Source organism: Streptomyces sp. UNOC14_S4 (assembly GCF_020740835.1).
GTDB lineage: Bacteria > Actinomycetota > Actinomycetes > Streptomycetales > Streptomycetaceae > Streptomyces.
Genome location: NZ_JAINFC010000393.1, coordinates 1 through 7,317 on the forward strand (window position 1 = coordinate 1; position 7,317 = coordinate 7,317).

Here is a 7,317-nt window from a genome sequence, read left to right on the forward strand (position 1 = left end):
GTCCGGGACGGGGCCTGGACCTCGCGCCAGTAGGCGGGGGCCGGGTCGCGGACGCCGATGAGGGGCGAGTCCGCGAGGTCCTCCGCGCACAGCTCCGAACGCGTCGCGAAGGGGTGCCGCTTGGAGACGGCGAGGTACTGCGGCTGGCGCGAGAAGACCGGGCCGAGGACGAGGGACTCCTCCGCCATCGGCAGCAGCGCGACGGCGATGTCCACCTCGCCCCGGTGCAGCGGGCCGAAGGGGTCCGAGAGCGGCACCTCGGTGATCTCCGTCGAGCAGTCCCGGTAGCGGTCCTCGAAGAGGGCGACCACGGCCATGAACGCGTCGTCCGCGCTGCCCTGGAAGCCGATCCGCAGGCAGCCCGCGATCCCGCGCGCCGCCACGCACGCGTCGTCCACGGTGGCCCGCAGCGCGGCGTACGCGGGCCGCAGGCTCCGCAGGAAGTCCTCGCCGAGCGGGGTCAGCCGGACGCGCCTGCTGGTGCGTTCCACCAGACGGGCGCCGATGCGGCTCTCCAGGGACCGCAGGAGCTGGCTGACGCGCCCCTGCGAGACGTACAGCCGCTCCCCGGTCCGGCCGAAGTGCAGTTCCTCGGCCAGGGTCAGGAAGCACTCCAGCTCGCGGATCTCCAGGCCGCTGCCCTGCCGACGCTCCGCGCTCCGCGCCACCCGGCCCACTGCCCCACTCGTCGGCCGGTCCGCTGCCCCGCCCGCCGGCCGGTCCACCGACCCACTCGCCGTCCCGCTCGTCGCCCCGCTCGTCGCCCCGCTCGTCGTCCCGCTCGGCTGCCGCTCCACCGGTCCGCCCGCCGTCAGGCCGCTCGCTGCCATGGCCGTGCGCCCCCTTCCCCCGAACTTCCCCCGGCGCCGGACCGCCGTGACCCGGCGCACGCCTGCCGCATGTCGTGTCAGCGGGTCGTTTCCGTGTGTCGTTTCCGCACGTCATCGTGCGTCGATTAGTCCACCTCATGGAAGCATTAGGACTTCACGATTGTTCCCTCACGCCCCGCCGGGTTGGCTGGGGGGCATGGCAAATGTTGATGACATGACCGCCGAGGCGGACGCCTCGGGGACATCGACGGTGAGGGGATGGCCAGCCGTTGTGGCGGTGGCGGCCGGTACCTTCACGGTCGTCACGTCGGAGATGCTGCCGGTGGGCCTCCTGACCCCGATCGGGGACGCGCTCGACGTCACCGAGGGCACCGCCGGCCTGACCCTGACGGTGACCGGGATCATCGGCGCGGTGTCCGCGCCCCTGGTGACCGCGGCCATCGGCAAGCTGGACCGGCGGCTGGTGCTCTGCGGCCTGATGGCCCTGCTCACCGCGGCCAACCTGCTCGCCGCCTGGTCCCCGAACTTCGCCGTCATGATGGTGGCCCGCGTCCTCATCGGCATCGGCATGGGCGGCGTGTGGTCGCTCGCCGGTGGCCTGGCCGGGCGGCTGGTGACGCCGGACAAGGCGGGGCCCGCGATGTCACTGGTGTTCAGCGGTATCGCGGTGGCCTCCGTGCTGGGTGTGCCCGCCGGTACGTACATCGGCGAATGGGCGGGCTGGCGTGAGGCGTTCATCGCCATCGGCGCCCTGTCGCTGCTCGTCACCCTCGCGATGGCGGTCCTGCTGCCACCGCTGCCCGCCGAGCAGGCGGTCGGACTCGGCGGTGTGATGCGGCTGTTCGGCAACCCCAAGGTGGCCACGGGCCTCGCCGTGGTGGCCCTGCTGGTGTGCGGTCACTTCGCCGCGTACACCTACGTCCGGCCGGTGCTGGAGGACGTCTCCGGCGTCAAGGCGAGCCTCATCGGCACCCTGCTGCTGATCTACGGTGTGGCCGGTGTCGTCGGCAACTTCCTGGCGGGTTCCCGGGTCGGCAGGACCCTCAAGGGCACGCTGCTGGTGATCAGCGGGGTCCTGGCGGTGTCCGTGCTGCTCGTGCCGAAGCTCGGCGTGACCACCATCGGCGCGCTGATCCTGCTGGCGGTCTGGGGCATCTCGTACGGCGGCGTGTCGGTCAGCACACAGACCTGGCTCTCGACGGCGGCGCCCGAGGCGCGCGAGGGCGTGACCTCCCTGTTCGTCGGCATCTTCAACGGCGCGATCGCCGTGGGAGCCACGGCGGGCGGCCAGATGGTCGACGGCTACGGCACCGAGTCGGTGATGTGGCTGGGCGGCGCGCTCGCGATCGGCGCCCTGCTGGTGACGCTGTTCGGCAAGGTGCCCAAGGTCGGTGCCCCTGCGGGCGATTGAGCCGACCCCCGGAACCACCCCGCCCGAATGGGCTGAAGCCGTCCCGGAGATAATGAACCGGTCCTTCCGGTTCCACTCTGAACCAGCGGCCGCGGAACCCCCGCCGCGGCCGCTTCAGTCTTGAAAAAATTCTCAATTATCCCGCATCGAAACCCCCAACCGACGTGAGTTTAAAGACTCTATGTCGTTCCATTGCAAACCTTGTGCAAGGCACCCCCTTCTGTGCATGAATGGTGCAGGGCGCTGTCTCGGGCGGCCCACGGGGGATGCGAGGGGGTACGGGGGGAATGGCCATGCGTTCCGGCTGCTGCGGTGCGGCTCGGCCGCGGTCCTGCTCGAAGGGACCTTGCTCGCGCTTTTCCGAACCTGAAGGAGCGTGAGGATGAATCCATCCGATGTACGGCCGGAGTTCACAGGACCAGAGCTCGTAGGACCAGAGCTCGTACGGCAGGAGCTCGCCGGGCTTGTCGGGCGGCATCGCGCCACCCTCGACCGGGCCCTGGAGGTCATCGGCACCCGGGCCGGCTGGTCGCCCTACCCGGAGGACGAGGGCGCGTACGCCGTCGGCGCGGCGCAGGGCGCGACCGCCCACCATGCCACGCGAGGACGGCACTTCGCGCTCGGCCAGCCCGGCGAGGACGGCACCGTGGGCCCCTCCCCCGCCGAAGGTGGCGAGAAATCGCCGTTCGGCCCGGAGTTGGGCATCTCCTATCCGCATCACGACCCCGTCGTACTGCTGCCCGCGATGCGCGCGGCGATCCCCGCCTGGCGGGACGCGGGAGTGGCCGTGCGCGCCGCCGTGTGCGCCGAGATCCTGGCCCGGGTCAACGCCCGTTCGCACGAGTTCGCGCAGGCCGCCGCGCACACCAGCGGCCACAACCCGGTCATGGCCTTCCACGCGGGCGCCGTGCACGCGCAGGACCGCGGCCTGGAGGCCGTGGCCTATGCCGTCGCCGAGCAGACGCGGCTGCCGGAGACCGCGCGGTGGAGCAAGCCGCAGCCGGACGGTACGCCCTTCGTCCTCGACAAGACCTTCAAGATCCGGCCACGCGGCATCGGCCTCGTGATCGGCAACAGCGTCTTCCCCGCCTGGAACGGCTACCCCGGCTTCTTCGCCTCCCTGGCCACCGGCAACGCCGTCCTCGTCAAGCCGCACCCGCGCGCCGTGCTGCCGCTGGCCCTGACCGTCCGCGTGGCCCGCGAGGTGCTGCGCGAGACCGGCTTCGACGCGGACCTGGTCTGCCTGGCCCCCGAGCGGCCCGGCGAGGCCCTGGCCAAGACCCTGGCCACGCACCCGGACGTCCGTATCGTCGACTACGCGGGCTCCGCGCCCTTCGGCGCGTGGCTCAGGACCCACGCCCGCCAGGCGCAGCTGCACCTCGGCACGTCCGCCGTGAACAGCCTGCTGATCGACTCCACCGCGCACTACCGCGACATGCTGGACAACCTGGCCTTCAGCCTCGCCCTCTACAGCGGCCAGCTGTGCACCAGCCCGCAGAACCTGCTGATCCCCCGCGACGGCATCCCCACCGACGAGGGTCACAAGTCCTTCGACGAGGTCGTCGCGGACCTCGGCGGCGCCCTCGGCCGGCTCCTCGCGGACGACGGCGAGGCGAGCGCGGTGCTCGGCGCGCTGGTCGGGCCCGAGGTGCTCGCCCGCGTCGAGAAGGCCGCCTCGGGCGCGCTCGGCGAGCCCGCCGTGGCCCCGCGCGCGGTCGTCCACCCCGAGTTCCCGGACGCCGTGATCCGCACGCCCGCCGTCGTGGCGCTGGACGCGAACCGGCCCGAGGACCTGGCCACCCTGTCCGCCGAGTGGCTCGGTCCCGTCTTCTTCGCCGTCGCCGTCGACTCGGCCGCCGACGGCATCGCGCTGCTGGCCCGTACGGCACGGGAGCAGGGCGCGCTGTCCGCGGGCGCGTACACGACCTCGCCGGCCGTCGAGGAGGCGCTGGAGGCCGCCTGCGCCGAGGCGGGCGTCATGCTCTCGCTGAACCTGATGGGCCAGTGGTACATCACGCAGTCCGCCGTCTACTCGGACCTGCACGGCACGGGCATGAACCCGGCCGCGGAATCGGTCTACTGCGACACCGCGTTCGTCGCGGGCCGCTTCCGCACGGTGGGGGTGCGGCGCTACGGGGCGAAGGGCCGTTAGCGGCGCCGCTCCGGCCACGGCCCCGCGCCGGTGACCGGACCGCGGCCCGTGACCGCCCGACGCACCGGCGACCACCGAGGGAAGGGGGATCTCCCACCCATGCTCACCACCCACACCGCACCGACCGACCAGCCCCTGCGCGGCCGCGAGCGCGAGCTGGCACGCGTCCACGACGTCCTCGAACACGGGCGCCGCGGCGGCAGCGCCCTGCTGCTCATCGAAGGGCAGCCCGGCTGCGGCAAGACCCGTCTGATGCGCGAGTGCATGACGCTGGCCGACCGCCTGGGCTACGTCACCGCGCACACGGGCAGCACACAGCGCGCCGCGCGCCCGGCCCGCAGCGCCTGGCAGCGGCACCACCTCCAGGCACCCGGCCACCGCGAGGCGGCCGTCCGGCACCACGCGCCGGTGCGGCCCGTGCTCGTGCCGATCGACGAGTTCCAGGGCACCGGCACCTGGCCGGAGACGGCCGGTGTGCTCCGCAAGGCCGCGCACCACGACCGGGTCGTGTGGGTGGTGGCCCGCCGCACCGGCATGGGCCCCGACCCCTCCTGCCTGCTGCTGTCGGACCCCACGAGCCGCTTCGAGCGCCTCGTGCTCGAAGCCCTGCCCCGCGCCGCCGCCCTGGAGCTCGCCGCCGACCTGCTGGGCGCCGCTCTCTCGCCCCTCCTCGCACGGCTCGTGGAGCAGTTCGACGGCCACCCCCGGCTGATCACCGAACTGCTGACAGGCCTGCGGGAGGAGCAGAGCATCCAGGTCGTCGACGGCCGGGCCACCCTGCTCACCAGCCGCCTGCCCGACCGGTTGCGCGCCCGGGTGCGCACCACGCTCGCGCAGTACTCGCCCGAGTGCCGTCAACTGCTGTGCGTGGCGGCCGTCATGGGCGAGGAGGTGGAGTACGAGGAGCTGGCCGCGCTGCTGCACTCCTCGCCCTCCGCGCTGCTGCCCGTCGTGGAGGAGGCGTGCTCCACGGGCATCGTCCGCCACGACGGCGCGAGCACCGTCTTCCACAACGACCTGGTGCGGCAGATCATCGACGACCAGGTGCCCGCGGCGCTCAAGCGCGCCCTGTACCGGGAGGCGGCCGTCCTGCGGACCGCGCGCCGCGGGGCGGAGGGCGAACCGCTCGGCCGTGCGGGTACCCGTGGGGCGGGGCGGGATGTGTCCGGCGCCGTGCCTGCGTCCGCCGCCGATTCCGCCGCGGTCTCCGCGGGGGACGTGTCGGCGGCGCACGCCGACGGCGACGACCGCCCGTGCCTCAGCGACCAGCAGTGCGAGTTGATCCGGCTGGTCGGCGAGGGGCTCACCAACCAGCAGATGGCCCGCAGGCTCGGGCTGTCCCCGCACACCGTCAACTACCACCTGCGGAAGCTCTTCAAGAGCTTCGGCGTGAACTCGCGGATCGACCTGCTGAGGGCCGTCGAGAGGGTCGGCGCCGTGCGCGCCGTACGCGCCGTTCCCTCGCTGGCCGCGGGCAGTCAGGAACCGTGACCGAACACAGGAGGAGCTTCACGTGACCGGCCTCGCTCTACCCCGCACCTGGCCGAACAGCGCCGCGCCCGCGCCCGAGCGGCGCACGGCCTGGCTGCGGGACGCCCTGAACGCCGAACCGGACGACGGCAAGTCGCCGCCGCTCGACGGCGACACGCGGTGCGACGTGTGCATCGTGGGCGGCGGCTACACCGGCCTGTGGACGGCCCTGGAACTCCTGGAGCGGGCGCCCGGCACGGACATCGTGCTCATCGACGCCGACATCTGCGGCGGCGGGGCCAGCGGCGCCAACGCCGGGTTCCTGATGCCCATGTGGGCGCGGTTCCGCAGTCTGGTGGCCATCAGCGACCACGAGGAGGCGCGCCGCCTGGGCGAGGCCTCCGAGCGGGCCGTCGACGAGATCCTCTCCTTCGTCGACGAGCACGGCATCGACGCCGAGTACCGGCGCGGGCCCTGGCTGTGGACCGCCTCCAACCGGGCCCAGCTCGGCGCCTGGGACGACACCGTCACGGAGCTGGACCGGGCGGGCATCGCGCCGCTGCGGCCCGTCTCCGCCGACGAGGCCCGCCGTATGGTCGGCACCGACTCGCATCATGGCGGGGTCGTCGACCCGGGCTGTGCCACCGTCCAACCCGCCAAGCTGACGCGTGGCCTGCGGCGCGTGGCGCTGGAGAAGGGCATCCGCATCCACGAGCGGACTCCGCTGACCGGCCTGCGCACCGGTCGGCGCACCGAGGCCGTGACCCCGCGCGGGACCGTCTCCGCCGACCGCGTCGTCCTCGCCATCAACGCCTGGGCGGGCGCCCTGGAGGACATCGGCCGCCGCATGGTCACCATCGCCAGCGACACCGTCCTCACCACGCCCATACCGGAGCGGCTGGCCGAGCGCGGCTGGACGGACGGCACGTCCGTGTGCGACTCGCGGCGGCGGCTCAACTACTACCGCACCACCCCGGACGGCCGCCTCGTCTTCGGCAAGGGAGGGTCCGGCTTCTCGTACGGCCATGCGGGCCCCAGTGATATGTGGGGGCGCCCGCTGCGCCCGGGCGAGATGCGGCGGCAGTTCCTGCGGCTCTTCCCCGACCTGGGTGATGTACCGATCGCGGGGGCGTGGACGGCGCCGGTGGAGTACGCGGTGACGGGCGTACCGTTCGCGGGCTGGCTGCGGTCGGTGCCGAACGTGGTGTACGGCACCGGGTATTCGGGGGACGGGGTGGGGCCGTCGAAGGTGATGGCCAAGGTGCTGGCGTCGCTGGTGCTGGGTGTCCGTGACGAGTGGTCGACGTCGGGGTTCGCCCGGCGTCTGGGTGAACCCCGACGTCGACCATTCGTCACGGACACCCAGCACCAGCGACGCCAGCCCCTTGGCCATCCCCTTCGACGGCCCCACCCCGTCCCCCGAATACCCCGTGCCGTATCTGTCTCATATACAC

At 73.0% G+C, this 7,317-nt stretch carries 5 protein-coding genes; 4 read left to right on the forward strand and 1 reads right to left on the reverse strand.

Translation table 11 applies throughout. From position 1 onward, the window contains the following. A partial coding sequence (locus tag K6I34_RS27485; RefSeq protein ID WP_229329776.1) for a LysR family transcriptional regulator occupies positions 1-830 on the reverse strand: 830 nt, incomplete at its 3' end. Positions 831-1,026: 196 nt separating this feature from the next. On the opposite strand from K6I34_RS27485, the gene K6I34_RS27490 reads away from it, so the two are divergent. The 4 genes from K6I34_RS27490 to K6I34_RS27505 all read left to right on the forward strand — a co-directional run. Then, entirely contained in the window at positions 1,027-2,241 is a 1,215-nt protein-coding gene (locus K6I34_RS27490) for an MFS transporter (protein WP_374231029.1), read from the forward strand. Positions 2,242-2,623: 382 nt separating this feature from the next. After that, positions 2,624-4,393: a phenylacetic acid degradation protein PaaN gene (gene paaN / locus K6I34_RS27495; RefSeq protein WP_229329785.1), complete on the forward strand. Its 1,770-nt coding sequence runs from the start codon at positions 2,624-2,626 to the stop codon at positions 4,391-4,393. 99 nt (positions 4,394-4,492) lie between these two features. Then, positions 4,493-5,884, forward strand: coding sequence for a LuxR family transcriptional regulator (locus K6I34_RS27500; protein ID WP_229329787.1), 1,392 nt, complete (start codon positions 4,493-4,495; stop codon positions 5,882-5,884). A 22-nt stretch (positions 5,885-5,906) separates the two neighbouring features. Then, on the forward strand, positions 5,907-7,317 hold a 1,411-nt coding region (locus K6I34_RS27505; RefSeq protein WP_229329789.1), incomplete at its 3' end, for an FAD-binding oxidoreductase.

Bases quoted from the DNA above. Each gene is read 5' to 3' on its own strand.
- K6I34_RS27500 (WP_229329787.1), top strand. From the start codon at position 4,493: ATGCTCACCACCCACACCGCACCGACCGACCAGCCCCTGCGCGGCCGC.
- K6I34_RS27490 (WP_374231029.1), top strand. From the start codon at position 1,027: ATGGCAAATGTTGATGACATGACCGCCGAGGCGGACGCCTCGGGGACA.
- paaN (WP_229329785.1), top strand. From the start codon at position 2,624: ATGAATCCATCCGATGTACGGCCGGAGTTCACAGGACCAGAGCTCGTA.